Here is a 22,230-nt window from a genome sequence, read left to right as displayed (position 1 = left end):
GGACGATGCGGGCTAGAAGCGCACGACTTGTTGCTCGATCGCGCCGAACACCGCACGTCCCTTGGCATCGCGCGCCTCGATCCGCAGCGTTTCTCCCACGGCGACCGGCACGACGCCGAGCGGCGCGGTGGCAACCAGTGTCCCCGCGCACAGCCGCCGTGTGGTGGCCAGATGTGCGATCTGCGCGCCAAGATCGGACACGGCATCACTGGCAAGCCGCTCGACCGGTTCGGCGCCACGCTCGACCGAAAGCGGCAGGTGCAGCCGGCCGCCCTGCCATGCCTCACCCAGACCGTCGGGCGTGACGAACACCGGCGAAAAATGGCGCGCCGCCAGTGCCGGCACGCCCTCTGCCCCGCGCAGCACGAGATCATCAACCAGCCCAACCAGCCTGATCCGCGCCAGCGCATCGGCGGCGGAAACGCCTTGCGGCACGTCACCCGTTACCGCGACGATGCCGATCTCGATTTCGGCCGGCTGCCCGTTCCCGGACAAAGTCAGCGGATCACGGCCGCCGCGCAGATCGTCGCTGGACGTCCGGACCGCACCGGTGAACGCGGCAAAGGTGCGGGGCAGCGGCGCGGCCGCCTCGCGCTCGTGAAACCGCTTGCGCGGGATCGCGCCATGTTCGAGTTCAATCGCCAGCGATTCCAGCACCGGAGCGTTGCGATCCCAGGAATCGAGCAGATCGCGCAAGGTTGGCACGATGTGGTCCGCATCCGCATACCAGGCCAGATCGTTGGAGACGATGATCAGTCTGCCGTCCCGGCCCTGTGGTAGCGAAGTCAGCTTCATCTGCGTTCTCCCTCGATTACCCGCGCCGCCTTCAGCAGCTTGTCGAGCATCACGCGCAGACGTTGCGTCTCGCGCTCGGTGAGCGCGGAGAATATCCGCTCGTAGATTTCCTGCGCCTGCGGCCACAGACGATCGTACATGGCGCGGCCGGCTTCGGTAAGCATAAGATGATGCGACCGTCCGTCGGCAACGTTGGGACTGCGGCTGACCAGCCCGCGATCTTCCAGCACCTTGCAGGCGCGGTTGACAGCCACCTTGTCCATCAGCGTCACGCGCACCAGTTCGCGCTGGGTCAGCGATCCCGCATCACCCAGCACCGCCAGCACGCGCCATTCCGGGATCTTGAGGCCGAATTCGTTCTTGTATTCGCCGGAAATGAGATCGGTTACCGCATTGGCGGTAACAGCCATGCGATAGGGTATGAACTCATCGAGACGGGTCTGCTTTCCGGCCATAAGATCGCTTCACATGAAACCAACCTGACTCGCAAGCGAAACAATGTTGTCTGCGAAAAGGGCGATGCCATTAATTCAAGCGAAGCCGGCCGGTCGCACGACATTTTCTTTAGGCGGGCATCGGCCCGCCTGCCTTGGTCCTTCCCGTGATCGCGCGTTTCAACGCGCCAGAATACCGGCCATGATGATGTCGATGGTATGTTCGCGATAGCGGTCGCGCAGTTCTTCGGTCAGCGTATCCTGATCAAAGCAGTGCCGCAGGACCAGTCGCGCGGAAAAGAAACGGTCGGCAGCTCCCGTCAGCGTGAAGTAGAAAAGCTGCGCATCGATCGGCCGGAACACACCGGCCTTGACGCCTTCGTCGATCAGCCGTTCGTAGGCGAGGTGAAGCGGCGTCAGGTATTGCGCGGCGATCCGCTTCGCTTCCGCATCGTCGCTGTCGCGGACCAGCCGCATCAGCAGGCGATTGAGATAGGGATAGGCGTAGAAGGTTTCGATGACCTTGGAGATATGGCGTCGCAGCTTGGCTTCGGGCGCCATGTCGTCCTTGGTCACCAGCGCATCGACACTGCGGACGATGGCTTCCATGTCCCGGTCCAGCAAGGCTTTGAGCAGACCGGCCTTGTTACCGAAATAGTATTTCACCAGCGCCGAGTTCAGCCCCGAACGCAACGAAAGCTCGGACAGGGAAATGTCCACCAGATCGCCTTCGCGCATGATCGCGGAAGCCGTCTGGAGCAGCAACTCGCGCGCGCCGGGCGTATCCATCGTGTCCTGTTTCCTGTTCGTCTCGGTCATTCCCAGTCCGGCTCGTCCCACCATGGATAAAAGGCGGGCATATCCGATGAAACGCGTCCGGGGTAGCGGGGAGCGCGTTTTTCAAGAAAACTAGCCACACCTTCCTGTGCATCGCTGCCGCGCGACAGGGTGTAGATGGCCCGGCTGTCGACGCGGTGCGCCGCCATCGGGTGGTCCGCCGCCGCATTGCGCCACAACATCGCGCGGGTCATGGCCACGGACACGGCGCTGGTATTATCGGCAATCTCGCGCGCGAGGCCCCTGGCCGCATCGAGCAGTTCGCCAGGCTCGTGCAGCGATCGGACGAGGCCGCCGCGCAAAGCTTCCTCGGCATCGAACACGCGGCCGGTCATGGTCCATTCCAGCGCCTGGGGCAGCCCCACGATGCGCGGCAGGAACCAGCTCGACGCCGCTTCGGGCACGATGCCGCGCCGCGCGAAAACGAGGCCGAAACGCGCCGTCTTCGACGCGAGCCGGATGTCCATCGGCAACTGCATGGTAACGCCCACGCCCACCGCCGCACCATTCACGGCGGCGATGATCGGCTTCTTCGACCGGTAGAGCCGCAAGGTCAAAAGCCCGCCACTGTCGCGCACCCGTGGGTCCGACAGGTCCGTGACCTGTTCATCGCTGGAGAACGGCCCGCCCTTGCCATCGGGGGTGAGGTCCGCCCCCGCGCAGAAGGCGCGATCACCGACCCCGGTGACGATCACGACCCGCACCGCGTCATCGGCATCAGTGCGGTCGAACGCGTCGATGACTTCCTGCATCATCGTGCCCGTGAAGGCATTCATCTTCTCGGGTCGGTTGAGCGTCAGCGTGGCGATGCCCTCCTCGATATCGAGGAGGATCTGCGAATAGCCGGTCATCGTTCTCTCCCGGGGATGGAAGGGCGCGTCCGTTGCCGCGCCCTTCCCGTGTTCTGGTATCAGCGCGGCGCCATGCGGATGGCACCGTCGAGCCGCACGTCCTCGCCGTTGAAATAGCCCGTCTCGATCATGCAGAGCGCGAGGTTGGCGTATTCCTCGGGCATGCCGAGCCGCTTGGGGAACGGAACGGAGGCGGCCAGCGCATCCTTCACGTTCTGCGGCGCGGCCGCCAGCAGCGGCGTGTTGAAGATGCCCGGCAGGATCGTGTTGACGCGGATGCCTTCGCCCATGAGGTCGCGCGCGATCGGCAGGGTCATGCCGACGACGCCACCCTTCGAGGCCGAATAGGCCGCCTGGCCCATCTGGCCGTCTTCCGCGGCGACCGACGCGGTGTTGACGATCGCGCCGCGCTCACCGAACTCGTCACACGGATCAAGCGTCAGCATGCCGGCCGCCGACTTGGCGATGCAGCGGAACGTGCCGACCAGGTTGATCTGGATGATCCAGTTGAAGGCATCCATCGGGAAGTGCTTGACCTCGCCGGTTTCCTTCGAGCGGCTGGCGGTCTTGATCGCGTTGCCGGTGCCGGCGCAGTTGACGAGGATGCGTTCCTGGCCGTGCGCCGCGCGCGCCTTGGCGAAACCGGCATCGACGCTTTCGTCCGACGTCACGTTCACTTCGCAGAACACGCCGCCGATTTCGGCCGCGACGGCTTCGCCCTTTTCCTTCTGCAGGTCGAAGATGGCGACCTTCACCCCCTTGGCGGCGAGCGCGCGGGCGGTGGCCGCACCCAGGCCGGACGCGCCACCAGTAACGACGGCGGCAACAGTGTTATCAAGCTTCATGGTTCTCAATCCTCTCCCGGAAAACGATTACAGCGCCTCGACGATGGTGACGTTGGCGACGCCGCCGCCTTCGCACATCGTCTGCAGGCCATACTTCTTGCCCCGCGCGCGCAGCGCATGGATCAGCGTCGACATCAGCTTGGTGCCCGATGCGCCGAGCGGATGACCCAGCGCAATCGCGCCACCGTTGACGTTGAGCTTCTCAGGGTCCGCGCCGGTATGCTTGAGCCAGGCGAGCGGCACCGAAGCGAAAGCCTCGTTCACTTCGTAAAGGTCGATGTCGCCGATTTTCATGCCGGCGCGCTGGAGCGCGCGGTCGGTGGCGAACAGCGGTTCTTCCAGCATGATAACGGGATCGCCAGCGGTCACGGTCAGGCTGTGAATGCGGGCGATGGGCGTCAGATTGTAACGCTTGAGCGCCTCTTCCGAAACGACCAGCGCCGCGCTCGAACCGTCGCAGATCTGGCTGGAGGTTGCGGCGGTCAGCGAGCCTTCCGGGGAAAGCAGCTTCACGCCGGCGATGCTTTCCAGCGTCGCGTCGAAACGGATGCCTTCGTCCACGGTGTGCTGCTGTTCGCCTTCGGGCGTTTCGATCGTGATCGGCACGATTTCGTTGGCGAAGGCATTGGCCTGCGTCGCCGCGATGGCCTTCTGGTGGCTGGCGAGCCCGAACCGGTCGAGATCGTCCTTGGTGAAGCCGTGCTTCTGCACGATCATTTCCGCGCCCATGAACTGCGAGAACATGACGTTCGGATACTTGGCCTCAAGGCCCGGCGACTTGTAGTGCCCCAGCCCTTCCTTCATGTGGAACGTGGCGTTGGACCCCATCGGCACGCGGCTCATGCTTTCGACGCCAGCCGCGATCACCACGTCCTGCACGCCCGACATCACCGCCTGCGCCGCGAACTGGATCGCCTGTTGCGAGGAACCGCACTGGCGGTCGATCGTCACCGCCGGAGTGGATTGCGGCAGCAGCTTCGAGGCGAGAACGGCGTTGCGCCCCACCTGCATCGCCTGCTGGCCGGCCTGGGTGACGCAGCCCATGATCACATCGTCCACCGCCGCCGGATCGATGCCGGTGCGCGAAACGATCGCATCAAGGCTTGCCGCCGCCAGATCGACGGGATGAACCCCGGCGAGCCGGCCGCCACGCCGGCCCCCGGCCGTGCGAACTGCATCCACGATATAGGCCGTTGCCATGATCTTCCGACTCCTCTCGGGCAAATGATTTAATCGAACGGTTAAACCGCGCGCGATCCACGGTCAAGCGCCCACACCGCAAGGTTCGCGATCCGCGAGAAGCACGCGGGCCTTTACCCGCAAGCCCTCTCGTCCCAAAGGAAAGGGGTGACTGCCCCCCTCTCTCTCGACGAAAGCGGCTTCATTGCCGCGCTGCGCGCGATGGCGTACGATCCCGCGGCGCGCGGGCTGGTCGACGACGCCGCCGTGCTCGAGTTCGGCGGCGAAGCCCTGGTGCTGACGCATGACATGATGGTCGAAGGCGTGCACTGGCTGCCCACGCAGGACATGGCGGACGTGGCGTGGAAACTCGTCGCCACCAACCTGTCCGACCTTGCTGCCAAGGGAGCGGTGCCGGCGGGCGTTTTGCTGGGCTATATGCTTGGCCGCGATGACGCGCGGTTTCTTGCCGGCTTGCGCGAGGCGCTGGACGCTTTCGATGCGCCCTTGCTGGGAGGCGACACCGTGGCCGCGCCAGCGACGAATGCAACCGGACGGCGCGCGATCGGGCTGACCGCCATCGGCCGTGCCACGCATCGCCCGGTCCCTTCCCGCGCCGGCGCGAGGCCGGGCGATGGGCTGTGGCTGACCGGCCCCGTTGGCGCGGCCATGCTCGGCTTCGAAGCGCTGCAGGCAGGCGGCATCCCGACCGACACCGCAGCCTTCCGCCGTCCCGCGCCGCGCCTGGCCGAAGGCAAGGCGCTCGCACCGCTCGTCAGCGCCATGATGGACGTGTCGGACGGCCTGCTGATCGACAGCGCGCGCCTGGCCGAAGCCAGCGGCGTGACCTTGGCGATCGCGGGCGACGCGGTGCCGCTCCCCGCTGCCCTGCCCGCCACGCGCGCCGCTGACGCCATGCGCTGGGGCGACGACTACGAACTGCTGTTCACCCTGCCGGGCCGCATGACGCCCCCGTGCCCCGCCTGGCGTATCGGGTCGGTCGAGCCGCAAGGCCGGCATCCACTGCTGGTGGACGGCATTCCTCCCGCCGGGCGGCTGGGCTATATCCACGGCGCCTACGACAATTGATCCAGGTCATCGTTTCGCTTGCGAGGCGCGAATAAACCTATAGCCTCCCCGCCCAACCCGCAACGACGGGCAACCGGACACAAAGGCGCCGGATCAATAAAGGGGGATGCTCTCGTGAACCTAGTAACAATTGCAATAGTGTTGGGGTTACTAGCCATCGTCTACGGCTTCGTGACCAGCCGCCAGGTGCTCAGTGCGCCGGCGGGCAATGCCAGAATGCAGGAAATCGCCGCCGCCATCCAGGAAGGCGCGCAAGCCTATCTGAAGCGGCAGTACACCACCATCGCCATTGTCGGCGTTGTGGTCGCGGTGATCGTGGCGGTCTCGCTCGGCGCGGTATCGGCGATCGGCTTCGTGCTTGGCGCGGTGCTCTCGGGCGCGGCGGGGTTCATCGGCATGAACGTGTCGGTCCGCTCGAACGTTCGCACCGCTGCCGCCGCGCAATCCGGCCTGCAGCAGGGCCTCACCCTTGCCTTCCGCGCCGGCGCCATCACCGGCATGCTGGTGGCGGGTCTGGCCCTCCTCGCGATCGCGGTATTCTTCTACTATCTCACCAGCATCGCGGGTGAAGCGGCCAACAGCCGCACCGTCGTCACCGCGCTCACTGCGCTCGCGCTCGGCGCCAGCCTCGTTTCGATCTTCGCCCGTCTGGGCGGCGGCATCTTCACCAAGGCCGCCGACGTCGGCGCCGACCTTGTCGGCAAGGTCGAGGCCGGCATTCCGGAAGATGATCCGCGCAACCCGGCTGTGATCGCCGACAACGTGGGCGACAACGTGGGCGACTGCGCCGGCATGGCCGCCGACCTGTTCGAAACCTATGTCGTCACCATCGGCGCGACCATGATCATGACCGCGCTGCTCGTGAAGAACGCGGCCAACCTCGACGCGCTCATGGCGATCCCGCTGCTGATCGGCGGCGTCTGCATCGTCACCTCCATCATCGGCACCTATTTCGTGAAGCTCGGCTCCTCGAACAACATCATGGGCGCCATGTACAAGGGCTTCTTCGTTACCGCCCTGCTCTCGGTTCCGGCGATCTGGTTCGCCATGAACCACGCGCTGGGCGGCGACATGGAAGCCAGCACCACGTACCAGGCGTTCGGCCATGACTATGCGTTCACCGGCCGCTCGCTGTTCTACGCGGGCTTCGTCGGCCTTGCGCTGACCGGCCTGATCATCTGGATCACCGAATACTACACCGGCACCAGCTACCGCCCGGTGAAGTCGATCGCCAAGGCCTCGGTCACCGGGCACGGTACCAACGTGATCCAGGGCCTGGCCATTTCGATGGAAGCCACCGCGCTTCCCGCGCTGGCGATCGTCGCCTCGATGATCATCACCTACAAGCTCGCCGGTCCGCTCGGCATCGCCTATGGCGCCACCGCCATGCTCGCGCTCGCCGGCATGGTCGTCGCGCTCGATGCCTATGGTCCGGTCACGGACAACGCCGGCGGCATCGCCGAAATGGCCGGGCTCGACGATTCGGTCCGCGAAAAGACCGACGCGCTCGATGCCGTGGGCAACACCACCAAGGCGGTCACCAAGGGCTACGCAATCGGCTCCGCCGGTCTCGCCGCGCTGGTGCTGTTCGCCGCATACACCACCGACCTGCGCGAATTCTTCCCGAGCCTGAGCGTCGATTTCAGCCTCGAGAATCCTTACGTTATCGTCGGCCTGCTGCTCGGCGCGCTGCTGCCCTACCTGTTCGGCGCGATGGGCATGACTGCGGTCGGCCGGGCCGCCGGCGATGTCGTCGTCGACGTGCGGGATCAGTTCCGCGACAATCCGGGCATCATGGAAGGCACTTCGAAGCCCGACTATGCCCGCACCGTGGACCTGGTGACCAAGGCCGCGATCAAGGAAATGATCGTGCCCTCTCTGCTCCCGGTCCTCGCGCCGATCGTGGTGTACTTCGTGATCTCGTGGGTCGCGGGGCAGGACAACGGCTTTGCGGCGCTGGGCGCATTGCTTCTCGGCGTGATCGTCGGCGGCCTCTTCGTCGCCCTGTCGATGACATCGGGTGGCGGCGCGTGGGACAACGCCAAGAAGTACATCGAGGACGGCCACCACGGCGGCAAGGGATCGGAAGCGCACAAGGCGGCCGTGACGGGCGATACCGTGGGCGATCCCTACAAGGATACCGCCGGTCCGGCGGTCAATCCGATGATCAAGATCACCAACATCGTCGCGCTGCTGTTGCTTGCGGCGCTGGCAGGCCATAGCATGGTCTGATCATAACGTCCGGCCCGAGTCGGGGAGAAAGCGACCCCGCCCGTTCATACGGGCGGGGTCATTTCATTTCGGTGCGATCATTAACATAACTTTCGGTCCTTGCTGGTAGCCCGGATACGCGGTTTTGATTCCGCAGGCAGCCCAGGGCCAGAAGACAGTTTCGTGAGCGCGCAACCTTTCATCGAACGCCGATCCCGGCAGCGCCTTGCGCCAGCACCGGCACATGCCGTCATCACGGGCGATTCCGCGCTTATCGTCGCGCCGTGGAACAGTTGGGTCGATGCCGAGGCGGTACGGCGCTGGGATGCCCTGGCGCGCGATGCCTCCACGCCCAACCCGTTCTTCGAAAGCTGGTATCTGCTGCCCGCTCTGCGCCGTTTCGACCCCGCAGGCACGGTTCGGATCGCCCGGCTGGAAAGGGGCGGCGAACTGATCGGGCTGATGCCGCTGGCGCCTTCCTGGCGCTATGGCCGGTGGCCGCTGCCGCATCTGGGCAACTGGCTCCACCCCAATTGCTTCCTGGGCGCGCCCTTGGTCGCTCGCGGGGACGAGCCGTCATTCTGGCGCGCCTTGCTGGCCTGGGCCGATGCCAATGCCGGTCCGGCCCTGTTCCTGCACCTTGCGCTGCAACCGCTGGACAACGGCCTGATCGGCAGCCTTTACGCGATCGGCGCGGAACAGGGCAGGCGCATCGCGCTGGTGCATCGGGAAGAACGCGCGCTGCTGTGTTCCCGGCTTGCGCCCGACGATTACCTGCAGCGCGCGGTGCCGGGCAAGAAGCGCAAGGAATACCGCCGGCAACAGGCCCGCCTGTCCGAACTGGGAGCGCTGGAGTTCCACCGCGAAGATGGAATCGAGCGGGTCGCTTCGTGGGTCGAGCAATTCCTGACGCTGGAAGCCGAAGGCTGGAAAGGCCGTTCGGGCAGCGCGCTGGCCTGCGCGCCGCAAACCGAACTGCTGTTCCGCGAGGCGATGAACGATGCCGCCCATCGTGGACTGCTCGAACGCCTGAGCCTCACCCTTGACGGACAGCCGATCGCCATGCTGGCGAACTTCCTGACGGCGCCCGGCGCCTTTTCCTTCAAGACCGCTTTCGACGAACGCTATGCCCGTTTCTCGCCCGGCGTCCTCCTCCAGCTGGAAAACCTGGCCATGCTGGAACGCGAAGATATTGCGTGGTGCGACAGTTGCGCCGCAGCCGATCACCCGATGATCGACTCGCTGTGGATGGAACGCCGCTCGATCGGCCGCATTTCCATCGCCATCGGCGGAACAACCCGCCGCGCCGCGTTCGAACGGCTGGTGGCCATGGAACTCAACCGCAATCCCGCAGGGATCATCCCATGAAACCAGACCACGGATCGTTTGACGCAAGCCGCGCCCTGCCCGTCTTCACCGACGAAGCCCGCGCCGCCTTCGCCACATCCTATCCCGAACAACCGCACAAGCTGACGCACCGGCTGGGCGATCACCCACTGATGGCGCTGGACGCGCTGGCGACGCTGGCCGAAGCGCTGCCGGCAGCATCGGTGGAATACAACCGCGCGGACCTGCCCGTCGGGTTGAACGGCGCGAAGGCCGAAGGCAACGGCCTGGGCATCGGCGATACGATCCGCAACATCGCGTCGACCGGCAGCTGGGCGGCGCTCAAGAACATCGAACAGGTGCCCGCCTATGGCGAACTGCTGGCAAGCCTGCTGGAAGAACTGCGCCCGACGATCGAGGCCCGCACCGGCGCGATGCTGAAGCCGCAAGGCTTCGTCTTCGTCACCAGCCCCGATGGCGTCACGCCCTATCACTTCGATCCGGAACACAACATCCTGCTGCACTTGATGGGCAGCAAGGTGATGACGATGTTCCCGGCGGGCGATGCCTTCTACGCCCCCGACGAAACGCACGAGACCTATCACACCGGCGGCGGGCGCGAACTCTACTGGCGCGACGAGCTGGCGGCAGGCGGGCGCGAATGGGCGCTATCCCCCGGCGAGGCGCTGTTCGTGCCGGTGATGGCACCGCATTTCGTGCGCAACGGCCCCGCGCCTTCGGTATCGCTATCGATAACCTGGCGTTCGGAATGGAGCTTTGCCGAAGCCGATGCGCGGGCCTTCAACGGACTGCTGCGCAGGAATGGCCTGAATCCCCGCGCGCCCGGCCGGTGGCCCGCAAGCAACAGGGCCAAAGCTTTCAGCTGGCGCCTTTATGCCAAGGCAAAGGGTTTGCGTTGACGTAAACGGCAGGCTCGCGCATGGGAGCGCGATGAACGACGCATCCCCTGCCCCCCAGCTTTCCGGCGAGGAACTTGTCAGCGGCCTGCTGCGCCTGCTCGACGTTGATGATCTGGGCGGCGACCGATTCCTTGGCAGCCGCAAGCCCGGCGGCGTCGGCCGAGTCTTCGGCGGACAGGTCATTGGACAGGCACTCGCGGCGGCCGAACGCACCGTGCCGGAGGATCGCCCGGTCCATTCGCTTCACGCCTATTTCCTGCGCGGCGGCAACGAGGACTACGAGATCGATTTCCGCGTCGAGCGCGATCTCGATGGTGGCAGCTTCTCCAACCGTCGCATCGTCGCCAGCCAGCTGGGTAAGCCGATCCTGACCATGCTGGCCTCGTTCCACCGGCGGGAGCCGGGCGTACGCCATGCGAGTGCGATGCCCGCCGTCCCCGCGCCCGAGGAACTGGTCAACGAGCGTGAACTGCGCCGCCGCCATCTCGACAAATTGCCCAAGTCTCAACAGGAATTCGTGCTGCGCCAACGCCCGATCGACCTGCGGCCGGTGGAGCCGGAACGCTGGACCACGGCGAAACGGATGGAACCCGTCGCGAACACCTGGTTCCGCAGCATGGCCGCTCTGCCGGACGATCCGAAGATCCACCGCGCGGTGCTGGCCTATGCCAGCGACATGACACTGCTGGGCACCTGCACGCTTCCCCACGATCTGCGCTGGGACAAAGGCAACGTGATGAGCGCCAGCCTCGATCACGCGATCTGGTTCCACGACGATTTCCGCGCCGACGAGTGGCTGCTCTATGCCTGCGACAGCCCGTGGGCGGACCATGCGCGCGGGTTCAACCGGGGCAGCATCTACACGCGCGACGGCCGGCTGGTCGCCAGCGTAGCGCAGGAAGGCATGATCCGGCCGATCGCGCCCAAGGCCTGACCCGGTACCGTCACGCACCATTCCACAAGCCGTCGCAACCTTTCGACGGGCGTGCTTGACCCGCCGGAGCCTTGTGCGAGCATGGCGGGATGAAGCTGCCTTATCCCATCCTCGCCCTGCTGGCATTTGCTCCGCTGCCCACCGGCGGTTCCGTCGCCATGGCAGAGGCCCCCGCGCTATCGGGCTTTCCCGTCGATGTGGCGATACCCAAAGCACCCGCGCCGGTGGTGACCGATGGCCGCGCGCGGCTGCTTTACGAACTGCGCGTCACCAACTTTCACACGGCGCCGATCGATCTGGCGGCACTGGACCTGCTCGACGATGCGGGAACGGTACTTGCCCACTATGCTCCGGCCGATCTGGCCGCGATGATCGGCACTATCGGCCCGGAACCCACGCCCGGCACCGAACGTACGCTGGCCGGCGGGCGGACCGGCGTGGTGTTCATCGATCTTGCGCTTCCCGCCGGCGCAAAAGTGCCGGCGCGCCTGGGCCATCGCCTGACTTTCTCGCTGACACTGCCCGATGGAAAGACGATCGAACGGTCGCTGACCGGCCCGGCCACTCCGGTCGACGCGCCGGCCGTGGTGATCGCCCCGCCACTTGCCGGCGACGGCTGGCTGGCCGCCAACGGTCTGGCCGCGCCCGATCACCGGCGTTCGTGGAACGCGATCAACGGGCGGGCGCATCTGGCGCAGCGCTTCGCGATCGACTGGGTCCGGCTCGACAACAAGGGTCGCTTCCTCGCGGGTGACCCCGGCCGCAACGAAAGCTATCCGGGCTACGGCGCGCCCGTGCTCGCGGTGGCGGATGCCAGGGTGGTCTCGATCATCGACGATCTGCCGGAGAACGCCGGCGCCAACCCGCAGGAAGGCCGTCGTCCGACGGTGGAGACGATCAGCGGCAACACCGTGATCCTGGACCTGGGGAACGGCGCTTACGCCCTCTACGGCCACCTTCAGCCGGGGAGCGTTCTCGTCCATCCGGGAGAGGCCGTGCATACCGGGCAAGTACTGGCCAAGCTGGGCAATTCGGGCAATTCCGATGCTCCGCACCTGCATTTCCAGTTGATGGACGCGCCATCCGCGCTCGGTGCGGAAGGCCTGCCCTATGCCATTGCCCGTTTCACCGTGGCGGGCGTGGCCAGCGATCCGGCCGTACTGGATGGAAAGGCCGCCTGGAAAACATCGGGCCTGCCCCATGCCGTTGCCGCCGAATTTCCCGACAACAACGCGGTCGTCAGCCTTCCCTGAACGCGTGCTATCCGTTCGGCCGGTTATCCGTTCGGGTGGTAGAAATCGTACACGGTCTGGGCCACCGCTGAGCTGACGCCGGGCGCGCGCTGCAGATCCTCCAGGCTGGCCGCGCGCACCTTTCCCGCCGTGCCGAAGTGCAGCAGCAGCGCCCGCTTCCGCGCCGGGCCGATGCCGGGGATTTCGTCGAGCGGGCTGGCCGTGATCGCGCGGCTGCGCTTTTCGCGGTGCGCGCCGATGGCGAAGCGGTGCACCTCGTCACGCAGACGCTGCAAGTGGAACAGCACGGGTGAATTGACGGGCAGCGTCTTCTCCCGCCCGTCTGCGAAATGGAACACTTCCCGCCCTTCGCGGCCGTGGTGCGGCCCCTTGGCGATGGCGATCAGCGGCACGTCGTCGATGCCGAGTTCCTCCAGCGTCTCGCGCACCGCGCTCATCTGCCCCTTGCCGCCGTCGATCAGGACCAGATCGGGCCAGACGCCACTTTCGCGATCCGGGTCTTCTTCCTGCGCCCGGGCGAAACGGCGGCGGAAGACCTCGCGCATCATCGCGAAGTCGTCGTTGGATTGCGCCGCCTTGATGTTCCATTTGCGGTACTGGCTGTTGAGGAAGCCGTCCGGCCCCGCCACGACCATCGCCCCCAGCGCGTTGGTGCCCTGGATATGGCTGTTGTCGTAGATTTCGATGCGCTGCGGCACCTCGGGCAATTCCAGAAACTCCGCCATCTCGCGGTTGATCTTCGCCTTGGTGCCGGTTTCGGCCAGACGCCGCTCCAGGGCTTCCACCGCGTTGCGGCTGGCCTGCTCCATCAGCCGCCGCCGGTCGCCGCGCTGCGGCACTGAAATCTCGACCTTGCCGCCGGCGGCCTCCTGCAGCGCCTCCGCCAGCAGATCGGCTTCCGGCAACGCCCGGTCGACCAGGATCAGGCGGGGCGGCGGCACCTCCTCGTAGAACTGGGCGAGGAAGCTGGTAAGCACCTCGGCTTCCTCCAGCCCTTCGGTGTGGCTGGGGAAGAACGCGCGGTGGCCCCAGTTCTGTCCGCCCCGGATGAAGAAGGCCTGGATGCCGATATGCCCGCCCTTCGCCGCCATGGCGAAGACATCGGCGTTGCCCACGCCTTCCGCGTTGATCGCCTGGCTGCCCTGGATAAACGTGGCCGCGCGCAAGCGGTCGCGCAGCATCGCTGCCCGTTCGAAGTCGAGCGCTTCGGAAGCCTGCGCCATCTGCCCTTCGATCTCGCGCTGTACGGCGGACGACTTGCCCCCCAGGAAATCGCGGGCCTGCCGCACCAGATCGGCATAGTCGTCCTCGCTGACCCGCCCCACGCACGGCGCCGAACAGCGCTTGATCTGGTAGAGCAGGCACGGCCGGTCGCGCCGCGCCATGAAACCATCGTTGCACGAGCGCAGCAGGAACAGCTTCTGCAGCGCGTTGATCGTGGTGTTGACCGATCCGGCGCTGGCGAACGGGCCATAGTAGTTCCCCTTCGCCTTGCGAGCGCCGCGATGCTTCATGATGCGCGGAAACGCGTGGTCGGTGCGCAGCAGGATGAACGGGAACGATTTGTCGTCGCGCAGCAGCACGTTGTACGGCGGGCGGAAGCGCTTGATGAGCTGCGCTTCCAGCAGCAGCGCCTCGGCTTCCGAATTGGTCGTGACGATGGTCATCGACCGGGTCTGGCTCACCATGCGCCGCAGGCGGTTGGGCAGGCGTTCCACCTGGGTGTAGTTCGTGACGCGGTTCCGCAGCACCCGCGCCTTGCCCACGTAAAGCACATCCCCGCGCGCATCGTGCATGCGATAGACGCCGGGCTTGGCGGGCAGCGTGCGCACCACCTCGCGAATGGTCTCCACGCCCTTGTCGATATCCGGCTGGTCCGACCCGCGCAGCGCGTAGGTCGCCTTATCCTCGTGGAAACGTTCGGACGATTGCCGATCAGGGGGAACGGAGCCGCGGGCCATGGTGGTCCAGATAAGCGCTGTCCTCCGCTTTGGGGAGATGCCTGCCGCTGCGCGCGGTGGACAAACCGGGCACATCCACCCGCGCCGCCTGACGGCGTCGGCATGGGCTTCCCTTTTTGCTCGCGGGACGCTATGGGCGCGCCGCGCGGGACTGTTTCCGACAAGCTTGCGACACACGCAACCAAGCGAAAAGGCATCCGAAAGCGCCGATGGCGAAAGAAGAACTCCTCGAAATGCGCGGCACGGTGGTGGAACTGCTGCCGAACGCGATGTTCCGCGTGCGCCTTGAAAACGATCACGAGATCCTGGGCCACACCGCCGGCAAGATGCGCAAGAACCGCATCCGCGTGCTGGTGGGCGACGAAGTGCTCGTGGAACTGACGCCCTATGACCTGACCAAGGGCCGGATCACCTACCGCTTCATGCCCGGCCGGGGCGGCCCCGGCCCCTACTGATGGCCGGCGTACCGACGCCGCCTTCCCCGCTGCCGCCCCTGGTCCTGGCCTCCGCCAGCCCGCGCCGCCTCGAACTGCTGGCACGGCTGGGTGTGACGCCCGACAGGGTGCTGGCCACCGACATCGACGAAACACCGGGCAAGGGCGAATTGCCCCGCCCCCACGCAGTCCGCCTCGCCGCGGAAAAGGCGCGCGCCGCCGCCGCATTGGCGCCCGGCGCGCTGGTGCTGGCGGGCGATACCGTGGTGGGCGCGGGCCGACGCATCCTGCCCAAGGCGGAAGACGAAGCCACCGCGCGCGCCTGCCTGGCGCTGCTCTCCGGCCGCCGCCATCGCGTGTTCTCGGCCGTCGCCGCCGTCACGCCTGACGGAACCCTGCACGAGGCGCTGAGCGAGACGATCGTCCGCTTCAAGCGCTTCACGCAGGAAGAAACCGACGGCTACATCGCGAGCGGCGAATGGCGCGGCAAGGCAGGCGGCTATGCCATCCAGGGCAGCGCGGAAGGGCTGTGCCTGTGGCTTTCCGGCAGCCACTCCGGGGTGATGGGCCTGCCGCTCTACGAAACCCGCCTGCTGCTGCGCCGCGCGGGCTTTCCGCTTGGCTGAATGGCTGCACGAGGCCGGGATCGGCGAAGAACGCGCGATCCTTGTGGACCGGGACGAAATCATCGCCGCGCGCGTCGACTGGGGCGAAACGCTACGCCCCGGCTTCATCGGACCGGCCCAGGTGATCGTGAAGCACAAGGGCGCTCGGCGCGGGATCGCGCGGTTCGCCGATGGCGGTGAAGCGCTGGTCGATGGCCTCGATCCGGCGGTCACGGAAGGCGCGACGGTGCTGCTGCGCGTAACCCGCGCCGCGATCGCGGAAAAAGGCCGCACCAAGCTGCCGCAGGCACGCGCCGCCGCTGCGGACGCCGCGCCCTCCCCTGCACCCAGCCTGCTGGAAGACCTGCGCGCCGGCCCCCTGCCGGTCCGTTCGGTGCCGGTCACGGACCGCGCCTTTGACGAAGCCGGCTGGCACGAACTGGTGGAACAGGCGCAAGGCGGAGAGATCGCCTTTGCCGGCGGCAGCCTCCTCGTCAGCCCCACGCCCGCGATGACGCTGATCGACATCGACGGCACATTGCCGCCGCCAATGCTGGCCCGCGCCGCCGTCCCCGCGATTGCCGCCGCCCTCGTGCGGCTGGACATCGGCGGATCGATCGGCATCGATTTCCCGACGCTGGCGGACCGGAAGGACCGCCTTGCCGTCGATGCCGCTCTCGCCGAAGCGCTGGCCGGATGGAAGGGCGAACGCACGGCCATGAACGGCTTCGGCTTCGTCCAGCTCGTCGCCCGGCTCGAACGGCCCTCGCTGGTCGCGCGCTTCGCCCGGCACCCCGCCGGTGCCGCGCTGCGCGCCCTGCTGCGCCAGGCGGAACGGGTCCCCGATCCCGGCGTGCTGCTGCTGACCGCCGCTCCGGCGCTCCGAAGGGCCATGCCGGCGGAATGGGAAGCCGAACTGGTCCGCCGCACCGGGCGCATCGTGCGCTGGCACGAAGACGCGGGTCTTGCTCTCGACGGCGGATTCGCGCAGGCAGTCGCAGCATGACCCTCAAACCATCTCCCCGCGTGAACGGGCAACGCCGCTGCCCGATCTGCGGCAAGCCCCGCGTGGAAGCCCACGCGCCGTTCTGTTCCACCCGCTGCCGCGATCGCGATCTGGTGCAATGGCTGGACGATGGCTATGCCCTCCCCGGCCCGCCGGCCGATCCCGATGCGCAGGATTGAACTGTCCCCGCCGGCGTTCGGCAGATAGAGGTGAAAAGTGCAAATCAGGGCTGGACAAGCCAGCCGCGCTTCGCCATAGGCGCGCTTCCATTCGCCAGACACCCTCTCGAGGGAAAGTCCGCAGCGATGCCCGGGTAGCTCAGTTGGTAGAGCACGTGACTGAAAATCACGGTGTCGGCGGTTCGACTCCGTCCCCGGGCACCATTGGCCTGTTCGCCAAACCCCGCCAAAGCTTGAAAAACGGCAGAAATCGGCCATATTCTGCATCGGCCTAACCGCTGATGTCCGCCTTTGCACGCCCGTAAGCGGGTGATTCTGGGGGCCACCTTGGGGGCCACTTTGAAACCGGCGAAAGGCGTGCCCCCAATGGCACTGACGGACACCGCAATCCGCAACGCGAAGCCTCAAGTGGCGCCACTGCGCACTGATGCATGTCCTGATCGAACTTCGCCAGGCGGCGGGGCGACCCCGCTCTTGGACACCCTAATCGCGCGCGAAACCTAAGGCAGAGGGATGGTCTCGTCGATCGTGACAAGGCCCTGCCCTTCGGCCCCGATGGCCGCCGCGACTGAAGGCCGCCGGCCGACAAGGCGAAGCAGCGCGGCGATGCGGGGAAAGGGCGCCAGGGAAATTTTGAAATACCGCGTCCAGCTGGCGATCACGAAGAAATAGGCATCCGCGGCGGTAAACGTTGCCCCGGTCAGAAAGGGGCCAACAAGATCGCGCTCGGCCTGCGCAAGACGGCCCTCGATCCGCTCCAGCGCAACGGCGCGCGCGCGTTCGTCAAGCGGCCAGCGCAGCGGTACGAAGCTCTTATGCAATTCGGCGGCGGTGAAGCTCTGCCATTCGAGCACCCGGTAGCGCTCCATCGTGCCGGCGGCGGGAAGCAGATCGTCGCGGCCGAACCGTTCGCATAGATATTGGGCGATCACGATGTTCTCGGTCAGCCATGTATCGTCTTCAAGCAGGAGCAGCGGCACCATCCCGCGGGGGGCGATGGCGCGATAATCCGAACCGTCCGGTCGGCGCTTCAGCGATACGTCGACCACTTCAAGCGCGAAAGACGCGCCGATCTCCCGCAGCAGGATATGGACGGAGAGCGAACTTGCGCCGGGATGGGTAAACAGCTTCATCGCGGGCTTCGCTTTCATTCCAGCAACGCCGCTCCGGCATTCGGCACATGTATCAAGGCAGGGCGATCCCTCTCACTGCTCTCGCAGTTCCCGCACGCTCGCCGCGGTCAGATTCGAAGCCTGCGTCCCGAACCGGGCGGTAACGTAGTTGGCAACCGCCGCGATCTCCGCGTCCGAATAGGCGGCATGGAAGGCCGGCATGTAGGGACCGGGCGAATGCGCCGAACCACCGCCGTTCAGCACCATCAGCGCGACATTGGTGCCGGTGCGATCGTTGACGCCCCGGATACCGGTCAACTGCTGGAAAGGACTGACGGCTCCCTTGCCGCTCCACGCGTGGCAACTGACGCAAGCCTGCTCGAACACGCGCTTGCCGTGAGGATTGCCCGTCGGGCCTTGCGAAGCGACGGGGTTGGCCGGCCCGGCCATCGCGGGCAGGCCAGAGCTGCGAATGGAGGGAATGGTCCGCAGATAAGCCGCGATCGCGGCAACGTCCGAAGGTGTCAGCCGCCCGGTGCTCAATGCAACCACCTCGGCCATCGGACCGGAGGCGACACCGCGTTGCGGCGCATGCCCGCGCGCAAGATAGCTGACGAGGTCGTCCGACGACCACGCCCCGATGCCGCTCACCTGATCGCCGGTGATGTTGTAGGCGTTCCAGCCTTCGGCGGCGCCGCCGGCGAACTTCTGCCGGGTGTTCATGGCCTGCATCAGCGTGCGCGGCGTGTGGCATTCGCCGCAATGGCCGGCCGCTTCGACCAGATAGGCGCCGCGATTCCACTGGGCATCGCGATCGGCGACCGGACGGAACACCGGTTCGCGGTTGAACAGCGCTCCCCAGATCGCCATCAGCCAGCGCTGGTTGAAGGGGAAGCTAAAAGTGTTGGGCAAGTTTGCCTGCCGCACCGGCGCCAGACTGGCGAGATAGCGACGGATCGCCAGCACATCGTCATCGGTCAGCATGGCGTAGGATGCGTAGGGGAATGCCGGGTAGAGCCGCTGGCCATCGCGGCCGATGCCCTTGTGCACGGCGCGCACGAATTCGGCATCGCTCCAAGCCCCTATACCGGTCTCCCGGTCGGGCGTGATGTTGGGGGTGTAGATCGTGCCGAACGGCAGCTTGAACGCACGCCCGCCGGCAAATGGCTTGCCACCCTTGGCGGTGTGACAGGCCTGACAATCGGCGGCCTCGGTCAGATAGCGGCCCTTCGTGAGCGGATCAGCCGACGCCAGTTCAGATGGAACCCCGGTGGGCGACCGTCCGCGGTAGGTGGCCAGATCGACCTGACGGCCGCCCGCGAACGCCAGCGGCCCCGGCAAGGCCACTTGCCACCAGGCAAGTCCACCCGCGATGGCAAGCGCCGCAATCGCGCCAAGGAAGATCGTTTTGCGGGTGCCTTTCATCGCCAGGCGCTCTTGCTTAGCAGGGAGGGATCGACGGGCATCCGGCTGAGCTGGATGCCCGTTGCGGCGTAGATGGCGTTGTTGAGCGCGCCCTGGACGGTGACCGTGCCAGGTTCGCCGATCCCGCCGGGTGCCTCGGCGCTGGGCACGATATGGACCTCGATCTGCGGCATCTCGTCGATGCGGACGACGCGGTAGTCGTGAAAATTGCTTTCCTGCGTCCGCCCGTTCGCCAGGGTGATCTGGCCATAGAGCGCGGCGGAAAGGCCAAATACCATGCCGCCCTGTATCTGGGACACGATGCCGTCCGGATTGACGGGCGTTCCGCAGTCCACCGCCGTGGTCAGCCGCTTGACCGCCACCGTGCCGTCCTCGGCCACGACAACTTCGGCCACGGTGCAAAGATACGTACCGAACACGTATTGCAGATTGATGCCACGCCCCGCGCCCGCCGGCAGCGGCGTGCCCCAGCCCGCTTTCTCCGCGGCCAGATCGAGCACCGCGCGGGCGCGTTGATGTTTGCCGATCAGGCTGCGGCGAAAGGCGAGCGGGTCCTGCCGCGCTTCGCGCGCCACGCGGTCAACGAAGCTTTCGGTGGCGAACACGTTCATGTTGGGTCCGACGCCGCGCCAGAACGCGGTGTACACGCCGCGTGGTTCGTGGCGGACCCAGTCCACGAGCAGGGCGGGCATGTCGTAGGGCGTCTCGGCCGCGCCATCGACGGCATCGCTATCAATTTTGCCGTCGTAGGCGGGTGGCAGCCAGCGCGCGACCACGCTGGGGCCGACAACGCGATGCGACCAGGCCTCGACCTTGCCGTTCGCGATCCTGGCCTTGAGCCAGGCGCCATAGACCGAGCGATAGGGCGCCCGCGCGACATCCTCTTCCCGGCTCCAGACGACCTTGACCGGGCCATCGACATGTTTGGCGATACGCACGGCCTTGCGGACCCCGTCCACCTCCAGACGGCGACCGAAGCCGCCACCGATAAGATGGTTGTGGACCGTCACCTGTTCCGGACTGAGGCCAGCCTCTTGCGCGGCAGCCCGCTGCGTCATCGTCATCACCTGCGTGCCAACCCAGACCTCGCATTTTCCGGCCGTGAGGTGGACGGTGCAGTTCATCGGCTCCATCGGGGCATGGGCCAGGAGGGGCAAGGCGTAGTGCGCCTCGATCACGCCATCGCCCGACAATTTCGCCGCTGCGCCGGTATCCAGCGCGACGTGCGCCTCTGCTTGCGATGCCTTTTCCAGATCCGCCCACAAGTCGGCAGTGCCCAGTGCGGCATTGGGACCATCGTTCCAGGTGATGTCCATCGCTGCCAGCGCGCGCATCGCCGCCCAGCTGGTTTCGGCCACCACCGCGACCATGTCATCAAGCACGATCACCTGCTGCACGCCGGGCAGGGCCTTGGCCGGGCGATCATCGACCCGCACGACCTTCCCGCCCACCACCGGAGCGCAGGCCAGCGAGGCGAACCGCACGCCTTCGGGCATTGCGTCGATACCGTAGCGGAGCGAACCATCGACCTTGTGCGCGGTATCGAGGCGTCGCTGCGAATGGCCGATAAGGCGGAAGGTTTCTGGCGACTTGAGCGGCGGATCGGCCGGAACCGGCTCGCGCGCGGCCTGTCCGGCCAGCGCGCCATAGGCGAGGCGTCGACCGCTGGGCTGGTGGACGACTTCACCCGGTTCGGTGCGGCATTCCGCCGCCGGCACATGCCATTGCCGCGCGGCCGCAGCGATCAGCATGGCACGGGCGCTGGCGCCGGCCTTGCGCATGACCGGCCAATAGCCGCGCACCGATGTCGAACCGCCGGTGGCCTGCACCTTGAAGATCGGATTGCCGTAGAGCGCGTCGTCGGCCGGCGCCTCTTCCAGCTTGACCGCCTCAAGCGCGACATCCAGTTCCTCGGCGATCAGCATCGCCAAAGCGGTGTAGATGCCCTGCCCCATCTCGGTCTGCGGCATCACCAGGGTCACGTTCCCGTCCCCAGCCAGGCGGATGAAGGCGTCGGGGGCGAAGGCTGCGGAGGCGGGGGCCGCGCCGGTTGCCGCAACCACCGAAACGCCCCGGACGGTAAGGCCAAGCACCAGCGCACCGGCGCCAAGCGACGCGCCGCGCAGCACCTGTCGGCGAGAGAGAGCCGGATCAGCCATGACGCGCCGCCTCCTTGATGCCCTCGCGGATACGCACATAGGTTCCGCATCGGCAGATGTTACCAGCCATGGCGGCGTCGATCGCGGCATCATCGGGCGTCGGATTGCTGGCCAGCAGGGCCGCGGCCGACATGATCTGGCCAGACTGGCAGTAACCGCACTGGATCACGTCCAGATCGAGCCACGCCTTCTGGATGCGCGCGCCGGCCGGGGTCGTGCCGATCGCCTCGATGGTCGTGACCGGCTTGTTGCCAATCTCCCCCACCGGCAATTGGCAGGACCGGACGGGTGCGCCATCCAGATGAACGGTGCATGCGCCGCATTGCGCGATGCCACAACCGAACTTGGTGCCGGTCAGCCCCAGATCATCGCGCAGCACCCAAAGCAGCGGTGTTTCGGCATCGACTTTGACCTCACGCTGCTGGCCGTTCACGTTAATGGTCGTCACGCCTGATTCCTCCGATTTTCGGGCAGGTTACGCCAGATCGGATGCCGCGGACAGACCTACCTGTGTATGGTTTTGGCCGGCAAAAAGGGGCAGCGGGGAGTGGAAGCCTTAAAGGACGCCGGCGCACGCCTGCAAAGGCGCTTGTCGCAAGCGCAAGGCCAGACGATCCAGTGCATGAACATTCCGAAGCTCAGCGTCTGGAGCGCTGCCGCGGCACGACCCCGCCC

At 66.5% G+C, this 22,230-nt stretch carries 21 protein-coding genes and 1 tRNA gene; 11 read left to right on the top strand and 11 right to left on the bottom strand.

Features of this window, described 5'->3' with window-relative positions:
- Nucleotides 1–12 precede the first annotated feature (12 nt).
- The 6 genes from F1640_RS14490 to F1640_RS14465 form a co-directional block, all read right to left on the bottom strand.
- Nucleotides 13–795 carry a fumarylacetoacetate hydrolase family protein gene (locus F1640_RS14490; protein ID WP_124807739.1) on the bottom strand — a complete coding sequence of 261 codons (783 nt, stop codon included), beginning with the start codon at nt 793–795 and terminating at the stop codon, nt 13–15.
- Nucleotides 792–1,250 carry a MarR family winged helix-turn-helix transcriptional regulator gene (locus F1640_RS14485; protein WP_124807740.1) on the bottom strand — a complete coding sequence of 153 codons (459 nt, stop codon included), beginning with the start codon at nt 1,248–1,250 and terminating at the stop codon, nt 792–794. The genes F1640_RS14490 and F1640_RS14485 overlap by 4 nt, the downstream gene beginning before the upstream one ends.
- A 159-nt stretch (nt 1,251–1,409) precedes the next feature.
- On the bottom strand, nt 1,410–2,048 hold the full coding sequence (locus F1640_RS14480) for a TetR family transcriptional regulator (protein WP_124807741.1): 639 nt from the start codon (nt 2,046–2,048) through the stop codon (nt 1,410–1,412).
- Nucleotides 2,045–2,917, bottom strand: a complete 873-nt coding sequence (locus F1640_RS14475) for a crotonase/enoyl-CoA hydratase family protein (protein ID WP_194919812.1) — start codon at nt 2,915–2,917, stop codon at nt 2,045–2,047. The genes F1640_RS14480 and F1640_RS14475 overlap by 4 nt, the downstream gene beginning before the upstream one ends.
- Before the next feature lie 59 nt (nt 2,918–2,976).
- Nucleotides 2,977–3,762 (bottom strand): SDR family NAD(P)-dependent oxidoreductase, encoded by a 786-nt coding sequence (locus F1640_RS14470; protein ID WP_124807743.1) that lies wholly within the window; start codon nt 3,760–3,762, stop codon nt 2,977–2,979.
- Between the two features lie 27 nt (nt 3,763–3,789).
- Nucleotides 3,790–4,962: an acetyl-CoA C-acetyltransferase gene (locus F1640_RS14465; RefSeq protein WP_194919810.1), complete on the bottom strand. Its 1,173-nt coding sequence runs from the start codon at nt 4,960–4,962 to the stop codon at nt 3,790–3,792.
- Between the two features lie 147 nt (nt 4,963–5,109).
- On the opposite strand from F1640_RS14465, the gene thiL reads away from it, so the two are divergent.
- The 6 genes from thiL (at nt 5,110) to F1640_RS14435 (ending at nt 12,674) form a co-directional block, all read left to right on the top strand.
- Nucleotides 5,110–6,030 (top strand): thiamine-phosphate kinase, encoded by a 921-nt coding sequence (gene thiL / locus F1640_RS14460; protein ID WP_309229269.1) that lies wholly within the window; start codon nt 5,110–5,112, stop codon nt 6,028–6,030.
- Between the two features lie 114 nt (nt 6,031–6,144).
- Nucleotides 6,145–8,262 carry a sodium-translocating pyrophosphatase gene (locus F1640_RS14455; RefSeq protein WP_194919809.1) on the top strand — a complete coding sequence of 706 codons (2,118 nt, stop codon included), beginning with the start codon at nt 6,145–6,147 and terminating at the stop codon, nt 8,260–8,262.
- A 162-nt stretch (nt 8,263–8,424) separates the two neighbouring features.
- A complete protein-coding gene (locus F1640_RS14450) occupies nt 8,425–9,609 on the top strand; it encodes a GNAT family N-acetyltransferase (RefSeq protein WP_233497550.1) in 1,185 nt (394 codons plus the stop codon).
- Complete coding sequence (locus F1640_RS14445; RefSeq protein WP_194919808.1) at nt 9,606–10,487, top strand: transcriptional regulator; 882 nt, start codon at nt 9,606–9,608, stop codon at nt 10,485–10,487. The genes F1640_RS14450 and F1640_RS14445 overlap by 4 nt, the downstream gene beginning before the upstream one ends.
- 31 nt (nt 10,488–10,518) lie before the next feature.
- Nucleotides 10,519–11,421, top strand: coding sequence for an acyl-CoA thioesterase II (locus tag F1640_RS14440; protein ID WP_124807747.1), 903 nt, complete (start codon nt 10,519–10,521; stop codon nt 11,419–11,421).
- An 89-nt stretch (nt 11,422–11,510) separates the two neighbouring features.
- On the top strand, nt 11,511–12,674 hold the full coding sequence (locus F1640_RS14435; protein ID WP_194919807.1) for a M23 family metallopeptidase: 1,164 nt from the start codon (nt 11,511–11,513) through the stop codon (nt 12,672–12,674).
- A 23-nt stretch (nt 12,675–12,697) separates the two neighbouring features.
- On the opposite strand, the gene uvrC is transcribed toward F1640_RS14435, so the two are convergent.
- Nucleotides 12,698–14,635 (bottom strand): excinuclease ABC subunit UvrC, encoded by a 1,938-nt coding sequence (gene uvrC, locus F1640_RS14430; protein WP_124807749.1) that lies wholly within the window; start codon nt 14,633–14,635, stop codon nt 12,698–12,700.
- Between the two features lie 209 nt (nt 14,636–14,844).
- Here uvrC and infA point away from each other — a divergent pair, with 209 nt between their 5' ends.
- The 5 genes from infA (at nt 14,845) to F1640_RS14405 (ending at nt 17,063) form a co-directional block, all read left to right on the top strand.
- Entirely contained in the window at nt 14,845–15,090 is a 246-nt protein-coding gene (infA, locus tag F1640_RS14425) for a translation initiation factor IF-1 (RefSeq protein WP_100866134.1), read from the top strand.
- Nucleotides 15,090–15,695, top strand: coding sequence for a Maf family nucleotide pyrophosphatase (locus tag F1640_RS14420; RefSeq protein WP_125954829.1), 606 nt, complete (start codon nt 15,090–15,092; stop codon nt 15,693–15,695). Before infA ends, F1640_RS14420 begins: the two co-directional genes overlap by 1 nt.
- The gene (locus F1640_RS14415; protein WP_194919806.1) at nt 15,688–16,680 is read left to right on the top strand and encodes a ribonuclease; all 993 of its coding nucleotides are present in this window, start codon (nt 15,688–15,690) and stop codon (nt 16,678–16,680) included. The genes F1640_RS14420 and F1640_RS14415 overlap by 8 nt, the downstream gene beginning before the upstream one ends.
- Nucleotides 16,677–16,859 carry a DNA gyrase inhibitor YacG gene (gene yacG, locus F1640_RS14410; protein ID WP_124807752.1) on the top strand — a complete coding sequence of 61 codons (183 nt, stop codon included), beginning with the start codon at nt 16,677–16,679 and terminating at the stop codon, nt 16,857–16,859. Before F1640_RS14415 ends, yacG begins: the two co-directional genes overlap by 4 nt.
- 128 nt (nt 16,860–16,987) lie before the next feature.
- Nucleotides 16,988–17,063 (top strand) — tRNA-Phe (locus F1640_RS14405).
- Between the two features lie 296 nt (nt 17,064–17,359).
- On the opposite strand, the gene F1640_RS14400 is transcribed toward F1640_RS14405, so the two are convergent.
- The 4 genes from F1640_RS14400 to F1640_RS14385 are packed head-to-tail and all read right to left on the bottom strand — an operon-like array spanning nt 17,360 to nt 22,003.
- Nucleotides 17,360–18,010 carry a glutathione S-transferase N-terminal domain-containing protein gene (locus F1640_RS14400; protein ID WP_125954827.1) on the bottom strand — a complete coding sequence of 217 codons (651 nt, stop codon included), beginning with the start codon at nt 18,008–18,010 and terminating at the stop codon, nt 17,360–17,362.
- A 54-nt stretch (nt 18,011–18,064) separates the two neighbouring features.
- On the bottom strand, nt 18,065–19,396 hold the full coding sequence (locus tag F1640_RS14395; RefSeq protein ID WP_194919805.1) for a cytochrome c: 1,332 nt from the start codon (nt 19,394–19,396) through the stop codon (nt 18,065–18,067).
- Complete coding sequence (locus F1640_RS14390; RefSeq protein WP_194919804.1) at nt 19,393–21,555, bottom strand: xanthine dehydrogenase family protein molybdopterin-binding subunit; 2,163 nt, start codon at nt 21,553–21,555, stop codon at nt 19,393–19,395. The genes F1640_RS14395 and F1640_RS14390 overlap by 4 nt, the downstream gene beginning before the upstream one ends.
- The gene (locus F1640_RS14385) at nt 21,548–22,003 is read right to left on the bottom strand and encodes a (2Fe-2S)-binding protein (protein WP_124807755.1); all 456 of its coding nucleotides are present in this window, start codon (nt 22,001–22,003) and stop codon (nt 21,548–21,550) included. Before F1640_RS14385 ends, F1640_RS14390 begins: the two co-directional genes overlap by 8 nt.
- Between the last annotated feature and the right edge of the window lie 227 nt (nt 22,004–22,230).

The sequence above is a fragment of the Novosphingobium sp. NBM11 genome, assembly GCF_015390225.1.
Taxonomy (GTDB): domain Bacteria; phylum Pseudomonadota; class Alphaproteobacteria; order Sphingomonadales; family Sphingomonadaceae; genus Novosphingobium.
Note: the sequence above shows the minus strand (reverse complement) of the source record. Positions and strands in the feature narration are given on the sequence as shown.

What these genes read in the sequence shown, in the direction of transcription:
- F1640_RS14490 (WP_124807739.1), bottom strand. Translation starts at nt 795, where the DNA reads ATGAAGCTGACTTCGCTACCACAGGGCCGGGACGGCAGACTGATCATC.
- uvrC (WP_124807749.1), bottom strand. Translation starts at nt 14,635, where the DNA reads ATGGCCCGCGGCTCCGTTCCCCCTGATCGGCAATCGTCCGAACGTTTC.
- infA (WP_100866134.1), top strand. Translation starts at nt 14,845, where the DNA reads ATGGCGAAAGAAGAACTCCTCGAAATGCGCGGCACGGTGGTGGAACTG.
- F1640_RS14445 (WP_194919808.1), top strand. Translation starts at nt 9,606, where the DNA reads ATGAAACCAGACCACGGATCGTTTGACGCAAGCCGCGCCCTGCCCGTC.
- F1640_RS14420 (WP_125954829.1), top strand. Translation starts at nt 15,090, where the DNA reads ATGGCCGGCGTACCGACGCCGCCTTCCCCGCTGCCGCCCCTGGTCCTG.
- F1640_RS14395 (WP_194919805.1), bottom strand. Translation starts at nt 19,396, where the DNA reads ATGAAAGGCACCCGCAAAACGATCTTCCTTGGCGCGATTGCGGCGCTT.
- F1640_RS14470 (WP_124807743.1), bottom strand. Translation starts at nt 3,762, where the DNA reads ATGAAGCTTGATAACACTGTTGCCGCCGTCGTTACTGGTGGCGCGTCC.
- F1640_RS14400 (WP_125954827.1), bottom strand. Translation starts at nt 18,010, where the DNA reads ATGAAAGCGAAGCCCGCGATGAAGCTGTTTACCCATCCCGGCGCAAGT.
- F1640_RS14465 (WP_194919810.1), bottom strand. Translation starts at nt 4,962, where the DNA reads ATGGCAACGGCCTATATCGTGGATGCAGTTCGCACGGCCGGGGGCCGG.
- yacG (WP_124807752.1), top strand. Translation starts at nt 16,677, where the DNA reads ATGACCCTCAAACCATCTCCCCGCGTGAACGGGCAACGCCGCTGCCCG.
- F1640_RS14390 (WP_194919804.1), bottom strand. Translation starts at nt 21,555, where the DNA reads ATGGCTGATCCGGCTCTCTCTCGCCGACAGGTGCTGCGCGGCGCGTCG.
- F1640_RS14435 (WP_194919807.1), top strand. Translation starts at nt 11,511, where the DNA reads ATGAAGCTGCCTTATCCCATCCTCGCCCTGCTGGCATTTGCTCCGCTG.
- F1640_RS14485 (WP_124807740.1), bottom strand. Translation starts at nt 1,250, where the DNA reads ATGGCCGGAAAGCAGACCCGTCTCGATGAGTTCATACCCTATCGCATG.
- F1640_RS14440 (WP_124807747.1), top strand. Translation starts at nt 10,519, where the DNA reads ATGAACGACGCATCCCCTGCCCCCCAGCTTTCCGGCGAGGAACTTGTC.
- F1640_RS14475 (WP_194919812.1), bottom strand. Translation starts at nt 2,917, where the DNA reads ATGACCGGCTATTCGCAGATCCTCCTCGATATCGAGGAGGGCATCGCC.
- F1640_RS14480 (WP_124807741.1), bottom strand. Translation starts at nt 2,048, where the DNA reads ATGACCGAGACGAACAGGAAACAGGACACGATGGATACGCCCGGCGCG.